The sequence below is a fragment of the Rhizobium sp. PAMB 3182 genome, from assembly GCF_052908355.1.
In genome coordinates, this window is the sequence record NZ_CM128607.1 from 3,320,300 (window position 1) to 3,336,645 (window position 16,346).

Below are 16,346 nucleotides of genomic sequence, written 5' to 3' on the forward strand. Positions count from 1 at the left end.
TATTGGATAATAGCACTCTTCTGGGCGCGTTTCATCGCTATTTCGATTGACCAATACAGTTATAGTGATAGCTTTGATCCATCATTTCTGATTTTGTTGGATCATATGATCTAGATGGACGATCTCGACGGCTTCGACCGAAAGATTCTCAAGGTTCTGAGCGAGGAGGGGCGCATCAGCTGGCGCGATCTCGCCGCACGCATCGGCCTGTCCTTCTCGCCGACGCTCAGGCGGGTGCGCAAGCTGGAGGAGAGCGGCGCCATTCAGGGCTATGCCGCACTGCTCGACGAAGGGCGGATGCTCGGCACGCTCGGCGTCTTCATTTCCGTCACGCTGGAGCGCCAGACCAAGGACGTGCTTCTGGCCTTCGAGAGTTGCGTGGCCGAAATCCCCGAGGTCGTCGGCGGCTATCAGACGAGCGGCAATTCCGACTATCTGCTGCATGCCATGGTGCGCGATCTGGAACACTACCAGCGGCTGCTCGATATCCTGACGGCGGCGCCGGGGGTGGCGCGCATCCAGTCGAATTTTGCCATCAAGACCTTCGTGCGGCGGTCGGCCTTTCCCGCCTGATCGCCAACCGTCAGGCGGCGCAGCGATCGCCGAGCGCGCGGATCATCGTCAGGCAGGCTTCGAGCTCGCTGATCAGCACATATTCGTCCGGCTTGTGGGCGCGGCCAATGTCGCCGGGACCGCAGATCATGGCGTCGATGCCGGCCTGCTGGAACAGTCCCGCCTCTGTGCCGTAGCTGACGGCGGCGAGGCTTTCGTTGCCGCTGAGCTCTTCCACGAGACTTTTGAGCGGCGCATCGGCGGGAAGGGAGAGGGCCGGATAGGCATTCAGCTCCGTCCACTCCACATCATAACCGTCTTTCGCCAGCGCTTCCGCCGCTTGCTTGACCGGCGTCAGCAGCCCGGCCGGATCGACGCCGGTGATGGCGCGCGCCTCGACCTGCATGACGGCTTCCTCGGGGATGATGTTGAGCGCCTGGCCGCCTGAGATGGTGCCGGCCTGCATGGAGGAGTAGGGCGGCTGGAAGGCTTCGTCGAAGGGACCGGTCGCCAGGTTTGCCGCCTGCGCGATCGTCGCGTTCAGGACGTTTGCCATGGCATGGATGGCGTTGCGGCCAAGATCGGGGCGCGACGAATGGCCCGCGAGACCCTTCAGCGTAATGCGTGCGGCCGCCTTGCCCTTGTGGGCCCTGACGGCGCGCATACCGCTCGGCTCGCCGATGATGGCGCCAAGCGGCGTGGCGCAGAGATCCGGGATCTTCGCGATCATGTGCGGCACGCCGCGGCAGCCGGCTTCCTCGTCATAGGAGAAGGCGATGTGGATGGGCTGCTTCAGCTCCCGTTTGGCGAACTCGGGTGCGGCGGCCAGGACGGTGGCCAGAAAACCCTTCATGTCGCTGGTGCCGCGGCCGAAGAGATGATCGCCGTCCCGGCGCATGGCAAACGGGTCGGAGGTCCAGTCCGGTTCTCCCGCCGGCACCACGTCCATGTGGCCGGAGAGAATATAGCCTGGTTGATCGGCGGGGCCGAGCGTCGCAAACAGGTTCGAACGATCGCCCTCTGGGCCGGGTATCAACGTGACCTTGGCGCCGATCTGCTCCAGATAGTCGGCAATCCAGGCGACGATCTCGCCGTTCGGCGTTCCGACGACGGAGGGGAAGGCAATCAGGCGTTCGAGGATATCGGCGGGGGTCATTGTCATTCTCTATTCGTGTTGGTGGTCCGGCACGTAGTCGGATGCGGCTATTCCTCCGCCTCCTCGGCGGCGTGTTCGGTGATGTCGGCCAGCATGTGGCGGACATGCTGGTCTGCGGCCTCGTAGAAGACCTGCTTGGCACGCCGTTCGCTGCGCACCAGGCGGGCGGCCCGGAGCAGGCGGAGATTGTGGCTGACCAGCGACTGGGATGCGCCGACGCGGGCGGCGATGTCGCCGACCGACATCGGTTCGTTCAGACAGCATAGCAGGATGCGCAGGCGCGTCTGGTCGCCGAGCAGGCGGAAGGTTTCGGCGATGATGGTGATGTCGGCGTCATCGGGTGTTGCGGTCGTCAATGCGAATGCCCTCCCGCGGCGTGCCCGTGATCGTGGCCCGAATGGTCATGACCGGCGTGATCGTGCCCTGCATGATCCTGCCCCGTGGCGTCCTGCTGCTTTTTGCCGCCGCCCTGACCATTGATTGGGCACGTGTTCCGTCTGCCGTCCCAGTCGATTTCGATCGTCGAATGACGGATGTCGTATTCGGCCGCGAGTTCCGATTTCAGCCGCTGCTGGGTGCCGGCCGGGTCGGCGCCATCGGCAAGGGTGATTTCCATGGTCGCGGTGGTCTGGCCGGAGGTGATCGACCAGACGTGGATGTGGTGGACGTCGGCGATGCCCTCGACCGATTTGCAGAGATGAGACCGCATCGCTTCGGGATTGGCGCCGTGCGGCGACCCTTCCATCAGGATATTGAGCGAATTCTTCAGGAGAACCCAGGCGCTACGCAGCACGAGGGCGGAGAGTAGCAGCGACAGGATCGGGTCGATCGGCATCCAGCCGGTGAAGTAGATGACGATGGCGGCGACGATGGCGGCCACCGAGCCGAGCAGGTCGCCGAGCACGTGCAGCATCGCGCCCTTGATGTTCACATGGTCGCTGTCGCCCTTCATCAGCATCATGAAGACAGCGATATTGACGAGGAGCCCGAGGACGGCAATCACGAACATCGGGCCGGCAAGCACGGAGGAGGGCGAGAGGAGCCGCATGACCGCCTCATAGGCGATCCAGACAACCAGCAGGATCAGCGCCATCGCATTGATGAAGCCAGCGAGCACTTCAAAACGCATGTAGCCGAAGGTGCGCTTGTTGTCTCCCGACTTTCTGCCGAAGTAGAAACCGGCCCAGGCGAGAGCCAGGGCGGCGGAGTCCGTCAGCATGTGACCCGCATCGGCGATCAGGGCCAGCGAACCCGAAAGGAGGCCGCCGGCAGCCTCGGCGATCATGAAGCCGAAGGTGAGGAGGAAGCCCAATAGCACGGCACGTTCATTGTTGTTGTTGACGCTCGGTGCGTGGCTATGGCCGCCGGAATGGGCGTGGTCATGCTTTCCGTCCGGCGTCTGGTGTGCGTGGTCGTGCGCGGCCATGGCCTGCTCCTCAAGACTCAATCATTACTCAAATGCATCATATGAAAAATTGTTCATATGTAAATGTGAGATGTTCGAGCCAAGGGCTTTTAGTCTTCCTCGACGCCATCCGGCTTGCGCCGATAGCGAAGCGCGATGTAGCCGCCCGCAAAAGACATGAGCGCCATGACGTACCAGGTTATGGCGTAGGAGAGATGGCTGTTGCGGAATTGGACGACGGTGAGGCCGCCGATCGGCAGTCCGCCGGGATTGGGCGTCGCATCGGCATCGATGAAGAAGGGGGCCGCGTCCCCGAGATCGCGGGATGCCGCCATGGCCCCGACATCGCGCGAATACCAGCGGTCGTCCTCAGGGGCATTGGAACGCAGCAGCGTGCCCTTCGGCTCGTTCATGCGCATTAGGCCGGTGACGGTGACATTGCCGTCCGGCTCGCCCTCCATGCGGCTCGCCCGGTCCTTGCGGTCGAGGGGCACGAAGCCGCGATTGACGAAGACGATGGAGCCGTCGCTCTCCTCAAGCGGGGTCATGACCCAGTAGCCGGGACCGCGTTCCGTCGAGGCATAGACCAGTGCTTCCTTGTCGTTCAGGAAGCGTCCGCTCACCGTGACGTGGCGATATTCGTCCTTCTCGGCGGTGACGGACGGCCAGTCGGCTTTCGCCGGAACAGCGGCAGCGGGCGCATGCACCCTTGCGTCGACGCGGGCGATCAGATCGAGCTTCCAGTAAAGCCGCTGGACCTGCCAGGTGCCGAGCGCCGTGAAGACGGAGAAGAAGAAGAGCGTCAGGAAGCCGACGGTCAGCCATTTGCGGGCGCTGATGGGTTTCGGCGCTTGGCTCTGCACGGCATGCTTCATCTTTCTATCCCATATGTGCGAAGCGGCCCCGCAGGGCCGCTCCCGTCTGCCCTCAGGGCAACTGCTTAATCATGTCTTCCATCTGCGGCATCATGTTCGCATTCAGGTGATGCATGACCCACAGTGATCCGGAGAGCGCGATCAGGACGAGGATGACGGTGAAGATCAGCGCCATCATGGTCCAGCCGCCCTGCGACTTCGTGTCCATGTGCAGGAAGTAGATCATGTGGACGACGATCTGGACGAGACCGAGCGCCATGATCAGCGTGGCGGTGACCATGCGGTCGCCGATGACGTCGCCCATGACCAGCCAGAAAGGGATGGCCGTCAGGATGACCGAGAGGATGAAGCCGGTCAGGTAGGACTTCAGCGTGCCATGGCTGGCATGGGTTTCGTGATGGTCGTGGCCGTGATGGCCGGCGTGGTGTTCGGCGCTCATCAGAGAACTCCCATGAGATAGACGAAGGAGAAGACGCCGATCCAGATGACGTCGAGGAAGTGCCAGAACATCGACAGGCACATCAGGCGGCGCTTGTTGTCGGCGATCAGCCCGTGTTTGGCGACCTGCAGCATGAGCACGACCATCCAGACGAGGCCGGAGGTGACGTGCAGGCCGTGGGTGCCGACGAGCGTGAAGAAGGCCGACAGGAAGGCGCTGCGGCCTGGGCCTGCGCCTTCATGGATCAGGGTCGAGAACTCGTAGAGCTCGATGCACAGGAAGGCGAGGCCGAACAGGCCGGTGATCGCCAGCCAGCCGAGCACGCCGTTGCGGTTGCCCTTTTCCATCTCCAGCATGGCGACGCCGTAGGTGATCGACGAGAACAGCAGCATGGCGGTGTTGACCGCCACCAGCGGCAGCTCGAAGATTTCCTTCGGGTTCGGGCCGCCGGCATAGCTGTGGCCGAGAACGGCGTAGCTCGCAAACAGCATCGCGAAGATGAGGCAGTCGCTCATCAGGTAGATCCAGAAGCCGATCGCGGTGCCGTTTTCCGAATGATGCTCTTCGGTCGTGTAGAAGGCGTAGCTTTCGCCGTTCGCCGGGTGCTTTTCCATTGCAGTATCCGTCATGGGTCAGGTCTCCAGCGCAGCGAGCTTGCGTGTGCGCTCGGCCTCGACGCGAACCACGTCTTCCGCGGGGATGTAGTAGTCGCGCTTGTAGTTGAAGGTGTGGACGATGGTGACGCCGAGGATCGCCACGAAGGAGACGACCGCCAGCCACCAGATGTGCCAGACCATGGCGAAGCCGAAGGCGATGCTGAGGCCGCCGAGGATGATACCCGTCGGAGTGTTCTTCGGCATGTGGATCGGGATGAAGCCTTCCTGCGGCCGCGTGTAGCCGTGCCTCTTCATGAACCACCATGCGTCGTGATCGTAGACGATCGGCGTGAAGGCGTAGTTGTAGGCCGGCGGCGGCGACGAGGTCGACCATTCCAGCGTACGGCCGTTCCACGGATCACCGGTCTCGTCCTTCAGCGCTTCGCGGTTCTTGAAGGAAACGTAGAGCTGGACGAGGAAGGACAGGATGCCGAGCAGGATCAGGAAGGCGCCGAATGCGGCGATCTGGAACCAGATCTGCAGCGACGGATCCTCGAACTGGCTCACGCGGCGCGTCACGCCCATCAGGCCCAGCACGTAGAGCGGCATGAAGGCGAAGTAGAAGCCGATCAGCCAGAACCAGAAGGACATCTTGCCCCAGAAGGCATCGAGCTTGAAGCCGAAGGCCTTCGGGAACCAGAAGTTGATGCCGGCGAAGACGCCGAACACGACGCCGCCGATGATCACGTTATGGAAGTGGGCGATCAGGAACAGCGAGTTGTGCAGCACGAAGTCGGCCGGCGGGACGGCGAGCAGGACGCCCGACATGCCGCCAATGACGAAGGTCACCATGAAGCCGATCGTCCAGAGCATCGGCACTTCATAGCGGATGCGGCCGTGATACATGGTGAAGAGCCAGTTGAACATCTTCGCCCCCGTCGGGATCGAGATGATCATGGTCGTGATGCCGAAGAAGGCATTGACCGAGGCGCCTGAGCCCATGGTGAAGAAGTGGTGCAGCCAGACGATGTAGGAGAGGATGGTGATGACCACCGTCGCATAGACCATCGAGGTGTAGCCGAACAGCCGTTTGCCGGAGAAGGTTGCGACGACTTCGGAGAAGACGCCGAACAGCGGCAGGATCAGGATGTAGACTTCCGGGTGGCCCCAGATCCAGATCAGGTTGACGTAGAGCATGGCGTTGCCGCCGTCGGCATTGGTGAAGAAGTGCGTGCCGACGTAACGGTCCAGCGTCAGCATGGCGAGCACGGCGGTCAGGACCGGGAAGGCGGCGACGATCAGCACGTTGGTGCAGAAGGAGGTCCAGGTGAAGACCGGCATCTTCATCATCGACATGCCGGGCGCGCGCATCTTCAGGATGGTCACGATCAGGTTGACGCCCGATAGCAACGTCCCGATGCCCGCCACCTGCAGGCCCCATATGTAATAATCGACCCCCACGTCCGGACTGTGGATGATGCCGGAGAGCGGCGGATAGGCAAGCCAGCCGGTTTTGGCGAACTCGCCGATGAACAGCGAGATCATCACGATCACCGCGCCGGCGACCGTCATCCAGAAGGAGAAGTTGTTGAGGAAGGGGAAGGAGACGTCGCGGGCGCCGATCTGCAGCGGCACGACGAAGTTCATCAGGCCGGTGACGAAGGGCATGGCCACGAAGAAGATCATGATCACGCCATGGGCCGTGAAGACCTGGTCGTAGTGGTGCGGCGGCAGGTAGCCGTCCGAACCGTTGAAGGCGATCGCCTGCTGCAGGCGCATCATCAGCGCGTCGGCGAAGCCGCGCAGCAGCATGATGACGGCGAGCACGATGTACATGATGCCGATCTTCTTGTGGTCGATCGAGGTGAACCATTCGTTCCAGAGGTAGCCCCACAGGCGGAAATAGGTCAGGGCACCAAGCACCGCGGCACCGCCGAGCGCCACGACGGCAAAGGTCGCGACGAGGATCGGCTCGTGGTAGGGAATGGCGTCAAGCGTTAGCTTGCCAAAGAGGAATTTCATCAAATCCGGATCGGAAAACATCGGATTTCCTTTGAGTTTTCTTTCTAACTGTCAATGCGTCCGGCGCTTCTGGCGCCGGGTCCGGCTTCGCGCAGAGGCGAAGCCGCAGCAGCGGAGGCGGATCATCCCTCGGGGCGGATCGCTTTCTTTTCGTCGAGCGCCGCTTTCTCAAGCAGGCCGTCGGGTGCCCGGCAGACCAGCCCGGCGTCGATCATCGCCATTTCGCTCATGCAGGTCTCGGACGGATCCGCGCACATGTCGAGGATCTTGCCGTAGAGGTCTGTGTCGGCACTGGCGTAGTAGCGGGCCGGTTCCTTCTCGCTGGGCTTGGCCAGATCGAGATAAGCCGCGCGGGTCAGGCTGTCATCGCTGGCCTTGACCTTGGCGACCCAGTCGTCAAAGCCGGCCTGATCGAGACCGAGAAACTTGAAGCGCATATGCGAGAAGCCGGCGCCGGAATAGTTCGCCGAAAGGCCCTCATAGTCGCCGACCTTGTTGATGACGGCGTGCAGCTTCGTCTCCATGCCGGCCATGGCGTAGATCTGACCTGCCAGCGCCGGCACGTAGAAGGAATTCATGACCGAGGCGGAGGTGATCTTGAAATTGATCGGAACATCGACGGGGGCCGCGAGTTCATTGACTGTGGCGATGCCGTAATCGGGATAGAAGAACAGCCACTTCCAGTCGAGAGCCACGACCTCCACGGTCAGCGGCTTGACGTTCGGATCAAGTGCCTTGTCCTCGGCAATCCGGTCGAGCGGGCGATAGGGGTCGAGAGTATGCGTGCTGATCCAGGTGATTGCACCGAGCGCAATGATGATTGCCAATGGCGCTGCCCAGATGACGACTTCGAGGCCCGTGGAATGATCCCAGTCGGGTTCGTAGCGGGCGGATTTGTTCGATTGGCGGTAACGCCAAGCGAATATCAGCGTGAGAGCAATGACGGGCACGACGATCAACAGCATCAGAATCGTTGCGATGACGATCAGGTCGCGTTGCTGGTTGGCGATATCGCCGGAGGGCGCCATGACGACCCAGTTGCATGAGGCAAGCATCATGCAAAGGAGGGACGCAGCTCCAAATCTCCAAATTTTCTTCACGGTTATCCCTTGCGTAGCGTTGTCTTTCTTTCCCCCACTCCTCTTGGGTACGAGCCGGTAAATGATCCAGATCAAAATGCCTATGAGGTGATGTGACGCAGTGCAGCAAAAATTCGACAAGAATGCGCCAACAAAAAGGCGGGATCTATGGCAACCGGGCTCACGCGGCGCGGGGGCCTTTCATACAGGTCCATTTGACGCAGGCAGCCCTCGCGCGCATATTTGGCGGGCGAGGAGCGGAATCGCAGGCCGAGGGCCCTTGGGCCGGCCGGCGGAGAATCAAAGCTCGATGAAGCTTGGAGGAGTTAATTAATGAGTGTTGCAGGTCAGATCAGCGATCATCCGAATTCCGCCGGACTGGAGCGAGACGCGCGCGGTATGCATGCCGATCGCGGAACGGATGCCGGCAAGATCGCGCTTGGCGTGATCTTGGGTCGGTCGTCGGAATTCTTCGATTTCTTCATTTATGCGATTGCGTCGGTACTCGTCTTCCCGTCGCATTTCTTTCCGAATTTCCAGCCGCTTGAGGGCATCCTCCTGTCGTTCGCGATCTTCTCGCTGGCCTTCATCGCCCGCCCGGTCGGCACGATCGTCTTCACCATCATCGACCGCCTCTACGGCCGTGGAACGAAGCTGATCATCGCGCTCTTCGTGCTTGGCGGTTCGACTGCGGCGATGAGCTTCCTGCCGGGCTATGCCGAAATCGGCTACTGGGCGGCGGCCATGCTGATCGTGCTGCGCCTCGGCCAGGGCTTTGCGCTCGGCGGCGCCTGGGACGGTCTGGCCTCGCTGCTCGCGCTGAACGCGCCGAACAACCGTCGCGGCTGGTATGCGATGATGCCGCAGCTCGGCGCACCGCTCGGCTTCCTGCTGGCCGCCGGCCTGTTCACCTATTTCGTGCTCGCCCTGAAGACGGAAGACTTCCTCGAATGGGGATGGCGCTATCCGTTCTTCGTCGCCTTCGCGATCAACGTCGTGGCGCTGTTTGCCCGTCTGCGGCTGGTGGCTACCCGTGAATTCGGCGAGCTGCTGGAGCGGGCCGAACTGATGCCGGTGAAGACCATCGACCTCATCCGCAATCGCGGCGTGGACGTGGTGATCGGCACCTTCATCCCGCTCGCCAGCTTTGCCATGTTCCACCTCGTCACGGTGTTTCCGCTGAGCTGGATCACGCTTTACTCGGATCACCCGGTCCACAGCTTCCTGCTGGTCGAAATGTTGGGCGCCTGCATCTGTATCGGCACGATCATCCTGTCCGGCATGCTGGCCGACAAGATCGGCCGCCGTGGCCAGCTGACGGTCTCGGCCGTGCTGATCGCCATCTTCAGCTTGACCGCACCGATCCTGCTCGACATGGGCCGCAGTGGCCAGGATGCCTTCGTTTTGATCGGCTTTGCGCTTCTCGGCCTTTCCTTTGGACAGGCTGCCGGCGCTGCGGCGTCCCGTTTCGGCCGGGTCTATCGCTATTCGGGTGCCGCGCTGACGTCGAACCTCGCCTGGCTCATCGGTGCCGGTTTCGCGCCGCTGGTCGCGCTCAGCGTCGCCCAAGCCTTCGGCATCGCCTATGTCGGCATCTACCTGCTGTCGGGTGCGATCTGTACGCTGGTGGCGCTCTACTTCAGCAAGACGGTGGAAACAGCCGACGACTAATTGGACTACGCTTCATTGAAGCGTTGAATGGGAAAGGGCACCGGAACGTTCCGGTGCCCTTTCTGTTTGTGATGGTCGAGGGACGAAGCCTCAGTCGGCTTCGGTTTCGGCGACTTCCGGGACCGTCGGCTTTGCACGGCGGAGGTATTTGCCGGCGATGATCGGCAGGACGAAGCCGGCGACGGCGAGGGTCCAGATCGAGATCGACAGCGGCGAGGCGCCGAGCGCCGACCAGTCGCCGTTGGAGATGGTCATGGCGCGCCTCAGGTTGACCTCCATGGCGTTGCCGAGCAGGACCCCCATGATGACGGGCACCAGCGGCACGTCGAGCTTGCGCAGCACCCAGCCGAGCACGCCGAACAGGATCATGACCATCAGGTCGAAGGTCGAGCCGGAGATGCCGTAGATGCCGACGAAGGAGATCATCGCGACCGCCGGCATCAGGTACTTCGTCGGGATCATCAGGATGCGCACGAAGATGCCGACCAGCGGGATGTTGAGCGCCAGGAGCATGACGTTGGCGATGATCAGCGCCGCGATCAGTCCCCAGACGACGTCCGGGTTCTTGGTGAACAGCAGCGGGCCGGGGGTGATGTTGAGCGCCATCAGCATGGCGAGCAGCACCGCGGTGGTGCCGGAGCCGGGAACGCCGAGCGCCAGCATCGGCACCAGCGCGCCGCCGGCAGCGGCATTGTTGCCGGCCTCGGGGGCCGCGACGCCGCGCGGATCGCCCTTGCCGAAGGTCTTGTCCTTGTCGGAGATCTTCTTCTCCAGGCCATAGGCCATGAAGGAGCCGAGCGAGGCGCCGGCACCCGGCAGGACGCCGGCCAGGAAGCCGACGACGGTCGAGCGCGAGATGGCGCCGAAACAGCCCTTCAGCATCGCCCAGGACGGCAGCATGCGGCCGATCTTGACCTTGCTGTCCGGATTGCCGTCGGTCGCCTCGTTGCGGTGCTCGAGGAAGATGAAGACTTCCGACAGCGCGAACAGGCCGACGATGGCGACCAGGAAGTTGATGCCGTCATAGAGATGGACGTTGCCGAAGGAGAAGCGCGGCACGCCCGTCTGCCCGTCGACGCCGACCATGGCGATGCCGATGCCGAGCGCTGCGGCAAACGCCGCCTTGCCCTGGTTGGCGCTGGCAATGCCGCCGAGCGTGGCGAAGGCCAGAACGTAGAGGGCGAAGTATTCGGCCGGGCCGAACAAAAGCGCCAGCTTGACGAGCTGCGGGGCGAGGAAGGCAAGGCCGATGGTGGCGACGAAGGAACCGACGAAGGAGGCGATGCCGGAGAGCGCCAGCGCTTCGCCCGCCTGTCCGTTCTTCGCCATCGGATAGCCGTCGAGCGTGGTCATCACCGCCGGCTCGTCGCCGGGGATGTTCAGGAGGATCGACGAGATGCGGCCGCCATACATGGCGCCGTAGTAGACGCTCGTCAGCAGGATCAGCGCGGCGGTGGCGCCAAGGCCGAGCGAGAAGGCGAGCGGGATGAGGATGGCGACGCCGTTCGACGGCCCGAGGCCCGGCAGCGCGCCGATGATGGTGCCGAGGAAGCAGCCGATGAGGGCCAGAAGCAGGTTCTGCCAGGTCAGCGCGACCGCAAAGCCGTCGGCAAGGGCGAATAGGGTATCCATGACTGTTCCTCCCCTTAGAAACCGAACGGTCCCTTGGCGAGCGAGAGGCCAAGGATGAGATGGAAGATGGCGTAGATGCCGACGGAAATGCAGAAGCCGGCGATCAGCGATTCCAGCGGCGTGGCGCCGAGACGCCAGGCGAGGAAGGCCGATGCGAAGATGGTCGCGATGACGAAGCCGGCTTCCGGCAGCGCGTAGGTGTAGGCGATCATCACGGCGACCGACAGGCCGATCTCGAACAGGCGGCTCATGGCCGGCCAGTGGGGATCGCTATCGGGGAGAAAGAAGATGGCGACGCTGGCGATGGCCAGAACGATGCCGACGATGATTGGAAATGTCTTGGCGCCCACCGGATCGGTGATGAAGCTGGTTTCGATCAGGGTCGCCTGCCAGATGTAGAAGCCCGCCAGCAGAAGCCCGACGACGCCGAGAACGCGGTCGCTCATGTTGCCTCCCACGATATGTCTCCCTTGTTTCTTCCTACAAGAAGTCCGGGCGAGGAAAGACCTGCCCGGACCGTTGATACTTACCCAAAAGCGTTACTTGATCAGGCCGATTTCCTTGGAAATCGAGGTGATCTCGTTGACCGATTCCTGGACGAATGCCTGGAAGTCGGCGCCGCGCTTGTCGAGCGGAGCCAGGCCGTTCTGGGCCATGACGTCCTTCCATTCCTTGGAATCGTAGACCTTGCCGATCGACTCGACCCAGTAGTTGTAGGCTTCGTCGGACATGTTGCCCGGTGCGTAGAAGCCGCGCCAGTTGGCGCCCACCACGTCGATGCCCTGTTCCTTGGCGGTCGGGAAGGAGGCAAAGTCGCCTTCCAGGCGCTCGGGAGCGAGAACGGCGATGACCTTGATGTCGCCGGAATCGACGAAGCCCTTGGCTTCGGACGCGTCGCCGGTGAAGGCCTGAACGCTGCCGGCCAGGAGCTGGGTCACGGCTTCACCGCCGCCATCGAAGGCGACGTACTTGATCTGGCGAACGTCCGTGACGCCTGCCTTCTTGGCAGCCATCAGAACCTTCAGGTGGTCCCAGCCGCCAACCGCGGAGCCGCCAGCGACAGCGACGCTGGTCGGATCGGCCTTGATCTTATCCATCAGCTCGGGAAGCGTCTTGATCGGCGAATCCTTGGCAACGGCGATGATGCCATAGTCGGCGCCGACGGACGCGACCCAGCGGACCTGATCCATGGTGTTGCCCGGGAACGCGCCCTGGGCAAGACGGGTCGAGGTTGCGGAGGACGCGGCAACGATCAGGTTGGAATCGTCGTTGCGCTTGCCGACCACGAAGGCATAGGCCACGCCGCCGCCGCCGCCTGCCATGTTGGCGACCTGAACGGTGCCGTTGACCAGCTTGAGGTCCTGGAGCGCCTTGCCGACCTGACGGCAGGTGAAGTCCCAGCCGCCGCCCGGGTTTGCCGGCGCGACGCATTCCGGAGCATCCGGCTCAAAAGCGAAAGACGGTGCGGCGAAGGTTGCGACCGTCATGACGGCAGCAAAGGTTGTCGTTATCAGTTTTTTCATGAATCCCTCCTCAGGAATGAATGGACGACGCGGCATCTGCCTCCGAACAGAATCCGCGATCGGCGTTTACGCTAGCCGAGAAAGCTGTCATTAACCTGTCACTCTACTGGTGGGCCCGGGAGGCCGCGCGATGCGGTTCTTGCTTGTTGAAGATACGTTGGATGTCGCCGAGGCCATTGCCGGCCGGCTGGGCAATGCCGGCCATGTCATCGATCTCGCGCAGACCCTGGAAGATGCCTGGCATTTCGTGGTGACCAACGACTACGATCTGGTGATCCTCGACATGAACCTGCCGGACGGCTCGGGCCTCGATTTTTTAAAGCGCCTGCGTCAGGAACGGATCGTCTTCCCCGTGCTCGTCCTGACCGCGCGGCTTTCCGTCAATGACAAGATCGGCGCGCTCGACTACGGCGCCGACGACTACATGGTCAAACCCTTCGATTTCGGCGAGCTGGAAGCGCGCATCCGGGCGATCGTCCGGCGCGGCAGCACGCAGAGCGACCGGTCGATTTCGGTCGGCAACCTCGTCTTCGACATGGCGGAGCGCTCCCTGACGATCGACGGCAGCGAGGTCGAGCTGACGCGACGGGAAACGATCCTGCTCGAAATCTTCCTCACCAATCGCGGCCGCGTATTGGAGAAGGAGGAGCTCCTGAAGCGGCTGTTCGGACTGGAAAGCAACAGCAATGCCAATGCCGTCGAGCTCTATGTCGCCCGGCTGCGGCGCAAGCTGGAGGGCTCCGATCTGGAGATCCGTACGCTGCGCGGCATTGGCTACCAGGCGCGCGACACCGTGCAGGGGAAGGCCGTTTGACGATCTCAGCCGTTTCCGCCCCGGCCTCGCGCGGCCCGTCGGTCGCAACCCGTCTGGCCCTGCTTCTGACCGTCCTGCTGCTGCTGGCGTCGACAGTCGCAATCTATGCCGCCTACAGCTATGGGCGGGCGGCGGCGGACGAAACCTATGACCAGCTTCTGACCGGAGCGGCGCTGCAAATTTCCGAGCGCATCTCGGTCAGCAATCGGCAGTTCGAGGCGGATATTCCGCTGTCGGCCTTCGAGCTTCTGGCGCTCGCGAAGGACGACCGGATCTTCTACCGCATCTTCGATTCGACCGGCGAAACGGTGACCGGTTATGACGATTTCCCTCTGCCGCCGGAAGGACGGCAAAAGAGCAACCGCCCCGTCACCTATGAGACCGTCTATGCCGGAGCGCCGGTCAGGGCCGTCATGCTCACCCGCTACCTCGCCGAAAAGGGCGTCAGCGGGCCGGTCGGCATCATCGTCGCGCATACGACGGAGGCGCGCACGGCGCTCGCCCGCAGCATTGCCCGGCGCGCCATGCTGCTCGTCGTCCTTGCCGGTGTGACTGTCATCTTCCTCGCCATTCTTGCCATGCGGCTTGCGCTCAGGCCGCTGGACCGGATCGAGCGGGCGATCATCGCCCGCGATCCGCTCGACCTATCGCCGTTCACCTCCACGACGCCGCGCGAGGTCGAGGCGTTGGTCGGCTCCATCAACCGCTTCATGGAGCGGCTGTCGCGGCGCGTCCACGCGCTGCAGGATTTCGTCGCCGACGCGGCCCACCAGATGCGCACGCCGATCACCGCCATCCGCGCGCAGGCGGAACTCGCCGTCGAGGAAGACGATCCGGAACGGCTGAAAATGCTGGTGCGGCGCATCCGGGCGCGCGCCATCGGCGTCGGCAGACTGACAGACCAGCTGCTCTCGCACGCGCTCGTCACCCACCGGTCCGACACCGCCGTCCTCACGCCGCTCGACCTGCGCCGCGTCGCACTCGAGGCCGAACGCGAGTTCCGCTCCATCTCGTTTCAGCAGAACTCGTCGATCGATCTCGACCTGCCGGAAGAAGAAGTGCGGATGACGGGGGATGCCTTCTCGCTGAAGGAGGCGATCAAGAACCTGATCGCCAACGCCTATGCCCACGGCAAGCCGCCAGTCGGCCTCACCGTCCTGCAGGAGGGTGGCAAGGCGATCGTCAAGGTCTCCGACCACGGCGAGGGGTTTGCCGCCGCCGATCCGTCCGAGATCGGCAAGCGCTTCGCCCGCAACGAAAACAAGCCGGAAAGCGCCGGTCTCGGCCTTGCCATCGTGCGCGAGGTGCTGGTCTCCCATAATGGCGACATCATCACCGGCAACGACGGGGCCGGTTTCTGGATCGGCATGCGCTTCGACGTCGTCGACCATGAGGGGGCAGTCCAATGAGCCGGCTTTCCGCCTTCTTCTCACGCCTGTCGCGCGCCGCCGGCGTCTGCTGTCTGCTCATGACAAGTGCGGCTGCTGCGGGCGCGGCCGACACGGATTTTCCGGCGATGTCCGGCAAACCGTCACAGACGCTGGTGATCGCCAGCATCACCGACCTGCAGGCCTTCCGGCCGCTGATCGAAGGGTTCCAGAAGCATCATCCTGACATCGCCATCGACTACAACGAGACCACCAGCGAATATCTCGATGCAGCCATGGCGTCGGCCTGCAAGCAGAAGCAGTTTGCCGCCGACCTCGTCATCTCATCCTCGATTGCCGCGCAGGTTCAGCAGGTCAACAATGGCTGCGCCCAGAAGATCGGCGGCACGGCGGCGGCCAGCCTGCCGGACTTTGCCAAATGGCGGGGCGAACTTGTCGGCGTCACCTTCGAGCCGGCGGTGATCGTCTACAACAAGGCGGGGATTGCGCCCGCCGAGGTGCCGCAGGACCGGTTCTCGCTGATCGACCTCCTGCGCGATCCGGGGCGTTTCGAGGGGCGGATCGGGACTTACGACATCGAGCGTTCGGGCGTCGGCTACATCTTCGCCTTCGAGGATGCGTTGCAGGCGAGCACCTGGGGGCGTCTCATCGAAAGTTTTGGCCGCAACCGGGCGCAGACCTTCTGCTGCACGTCGGAAATCCTCGACCGGGTCGCCGACGGCCGGCTGCTGTTCGGCTACAACGTGCTCGGCTCCTATGCGCTTGCCCGCCAGAAGACCGATGACCGCATCGGCATCATCTTCCCCTCCGATTACACGCTGGTGCTGGCGCGGGCGGCCTATATTCCGCGCGAAGCCCGCGCCGCGGGCGTCGCGAGCCTGTTTCTCGACTATCTCGTGTCCAGCGAGGGGCGCGCGCTGCTCGCGGGTCCGCCACAGCTCTTTTCGCCCGTCGACGGTCCCGCCGTCCTCAGCCAGCTCACATCGGACGGCGAACAGACGTTGCGCACGATCGGCCTGAACCCGACGCTTCTGGTGGCGCTCGACAAGCAGAAGAAGAAGAGTTTCATCCAGCAATGGCGTCAGTCGCTGGCGCCGCGGTGAGGTCGTCCACAGTCTCTTCCGGCATTTCGGCAATATGCCTTTTTTGACATCGCGAAATTGCATAGTCTGCCGTTGAAGCGGGAGGAGAGGA

The 16,346-nt window shown here is 63.0% G+C and carries 16 protein-coding genes; 5 read left to right on the plus strand and 11 right to left on the minus strand.

Annotated elements, in window-relative coordinates:
- The first annotated feature begins 114 nt into the window (after positions 1-114).
- Positions 115-573, plus strand: coding sequence for an Lrp/AsnC family transcriptional regulator (locus ACU5AZ_RS15935; RefSeq protein ID WP_446823318.1), 459 nt, complete (start codon positions 115-117; stop codon positions 571-573).
- 10 nt (positions 574-583) lie between these two features.
- On the opposite strand, the gene argE is transcribed toward ACU5AZ_RS15935, so the two are convergent.
- From argE to cyoA, 8 genes are all read right to left on the minus strand, one after another.
- Entirely contained in the window at positions 584-1,708 is a 1,125-nt protein-coding gene (gene argE, locus ACU5AZ_RS15940; RefSeq protein WP_446826024.1) for an acetylornithine deacetylase, read from the minus strand.
- Between the two features lie 47 nt (positions 1,709-1,755).
- Positions 1,756-2,064 carry an ArsR/SmtB family transcription factor gene (locus ACU5AZ_RS15945; protein ID WP_446823319.1) on the minus strand — a complete coding sequence of 103 codons (309 nt, stop codon included), beginning with the start codon at positions 2,062-2,064 and terminating at the stop codon, positions 1,756-1,758.
- Complete coding sequence (locus ACU5AZ_RS15950; protein WP_446823320.1) at positions 2,061-3,134, minus strand: cation diffusion facilitator family transporter; 1,074 nt, start codon at positions 3,132-3,134, stop codon at positions 2,061-2,063. Before ACU5AZ_RS15950 ends, ACU5AZ_RS15945 begins: the two co-directional genes overlap by 4 nt.
- An 89-nt stretch (positions 3,135-3,223) precedes the next feature.
- Positions 3,224-3,988, minus strand: a complete 765-nt coding sequence (locus ACU5AZ_RS15955; protein ID WP_446823321.1) for an SURF1 family protein — start codon at positions 3,986-3,988, stop codon at positions 3,224-3,226.
- A gap of 52 nt (positions 3,989-4,040) precedes the next feature.
- Positions 4,041-4,427 (minus strand): cytochrome o ubiquinol oxidase subunit IV, encoded by a 387-nt coding sequence (gene cyoD / locus ACU5AZ_RS15960; protein ID WP_446823322.1) that lies wholly within the window; start codon positions 4,425-4,427, stop codon positions 4,041-4,043.
- Positions 4,427-5,056: a cytochrome o ubiquinol oxidase subunit III gene (gene cyoC, locus ACU5AZ_RS15965; RefSeq protein ID WP_446823323.1), complete on the minus strand. Its 630-nt coding sequence runs from the start codon at positions 5,054-5,056 to the stop codon at positions 4,427-4,429. Before cyoC ends, cyoD begins: the two co-directional genes overlap by 1 nt.
- Positions 5,057-5,059: 3 nt before the next feature.
- Complete coding sequence (cyoB, locus tag ACU5AZ_RS15970; protein WP_446823324.1) at positions 5,060-7,066, minus strand: cytochrome o ubiquinol oxidase subunit I; 2,007 nt, start codon at positions 7,064-7,066, stop codon at positions 5,060-5,062.
- Positions 7,067-7,167: 101 nt separating this feature from the next.
- A complete protein-coding gene (gene cyoA / locus ACU5AZ_RS15975) occupies positions 7,168-8,103 on the minus strand; it encodes a ubiquinol oxidase subunit II (protein ID WP_446823325.1) in 936 nt (311 codons plus the stop codon).
- A gap of 354 nt (positions 8,104-8,457) precedes the next feature.
- Here cyoA and ACU5AZ_RS15980 point away from each other — a divergent pair, with 354 nt between their 5' ends.
- Entirely contained in the window at positions 8,458-9,795 is a 1,338-nt protein-coding gene (locus tag ACU5AZ_RS15980; protein ID WP_446823326.1) for an MFS transporter, read from the plus strand.
- Positions 9,796-9,885: 90 nt separating this feature from the next.
- Here ACU5AZ_RS15980 and ACU5AZ_RS15985 read toward each other — a convergent pair whose 3' ends face one another.
- The 3 genes from ACU5AZ_RS15985 to ACU5AZ_RS15995 all read right to left on the minus strand — a co-directional run bounded on the left by ACU5AZ_RS15985 (position 9,886) and on the right by ACU5AZ_RS15995 (position 12,950).
- A complete protein-coding gene (locus ACU5AZ_RS15985) occupies positions 9,886-11,427 on the minus strand; it encodes a tripartite tricarboxylate transporter permease (protein ID WP_446823327.1) in 1,542 nt (513 codons plus the stop codon).
- A gap of 14 nt (positions 11,428-11,441) precedes the next feature.
- A complete protein-coding gene (locus tag ACU5AZ_RS15990; RefSeq protein ID WP_446823328.1) occupies positions 11,442-11,873 on the minus strand; it encodes a tripartite tricarboxylate transporter TctB family protein in 432 nt (143 codons plus the stop codon).
- Between the two features lie 93 nt (positions 11,874-11,966).
- On the minus strand, positions 11,967-12,950 hold the full coding sequence (locus ACU5AZ_RS15995; protein ID WP_446823329.1) for a Bug family tripartite tricarboxylate transporter substrate binding protein: 984 nt from the start codon (positions 12,948-12,950) through the stop codon (positions 11,967-11,969).
- 130 nt (positions 12,951-13,080) lie between these two features.
- Here ACU5AZ_RS15995 and ACU5AZ_RS16000 point away from each other — a divergent pair, with 130 nt between their 5' ends.
- The 3 genes from ACU5AZ_RS16000 to ACU5AZ_RS16010 are packed head-to-tail and all read left to right on the plus strand — an operon-like array spanning position 13,081 to position 16,255.
- A complete protein-coding gene (locus ACU5AZ_RS16000) occupies positions 13,081-13,764 on the plus strand; it encodes a response regulator (protein WP_446823330.1) in 684 nt (227 codons plus the stop codon).
- Positions 13,761-15,173 (plus strand): sensor histidine kinase, encoded by a 1,413-nt coding sequence (locus tag ACU5AZ_RS16005; protein WP_446823331.1) that lies wholly within the window; start codon positions 13,761-13,763, stop codon positions 15,171-15,173. The genes ACU5AZ_RS16000 and ACU5AZ_RS16005 overlap by 4 nt, the downstream gene beginning before the upstream one ends.
- Complete coding sequence (locus tag ACU5AZ_RS16010; protein WP_446823332.1) at positions 15,170-16,255, plus strand: ABC transporter substrate-binding protein; 1,086 nt, start codon at positions 15,170-15,172, stop codon at positions 16,253-16,255. The genes ACU5AZ_RS16005 and ACU5AZ_RS16010 overlap by 4 nt, the downstream gene beginning before the upstream one ends.
- The last annotated feature ends 91 nt before the right edge of the window (positions 16,256-16,346 follow it).